Source organism: Thioclava arctica, assembly GCF_040892615.1.
GTDB lineage: Bacteria > Pseudomonadota > Alphaproteobacteria > Rhodobacterales > Rhodobacteraceae > Thioclava > Thioclava arctica.
Genome location: NZ_JBFRYC010000053.1, coordinates 1 through 623, shown reverse-complemented (window position 1 = coordinate 623; position 623 = coordinate 1). Strand labels below are relative to the sequence as shown.

General features: G+C 60.8%; 1 protein-coding gene. It reads right to left on the bottom strand.

Annotated elements, in window-relative coordinates; all coding sequences use genetic code 11:
* A partial coding sequence (locus AB4874_RS19890; protein ID WP_368393315.1) for a GTP-binding protein occupies window positions 1–623 on the bottom strand: 623 nt, incomplete at both ends.

The following is a 623-nucleotide window of genomic DNA, read 5'->3' as shown; positions in this document are numbered from 1 at the left end:
CGGCCGGTCACAACCGTGCCGCGACCCGAGATCGAGAACACGTCTTCGATCGGCATCAAGAAGGGCTGGTCCACGGCGCGCTCGGGCGTCGGGATCCAAGCGTCGACAGCTTCCATCAGCGCACGGATCGAGTTCTCGCCGATTTCCGGATCACGACCTTCGAGGGCGGCCAAAGCCGAACCACGCACGATCGGGATATCGTCGCCGGGGTAATCATACGAGCTCAGCAGCTCGCGGATTTCCATTTCGACCAGCTCGAGCAGCTCTTCGTCATCAACCTGATCGACCTTGTTCATGTAAACAACCATCGTCGGGATGCCGACCTGACGACCGAGCAGGATGTGCTCGCGCGTTTGGGGCATCGGGCCGTCAGCAGCGTTCACCACGAGGATCGCGCCGTCCATCTGCGCCGCACCGGTGATCATGTTTTTCACATAGTCAGCGTGGCCGGGGCAGTCGACGTGGGCGTAGTGACGGGCTTCGGTCTCATACTCAACGTGAGCGGTCGAGATCGTGATGCCACGTGCCTTTTCTTCGGGCGCGCCGTCGATCTGGTCATAGGCCTTGAAGTCACCAAAATACTTGGTGATCGCCGCCGTCAGCGTCGTCTTGCCGTGGTCAAC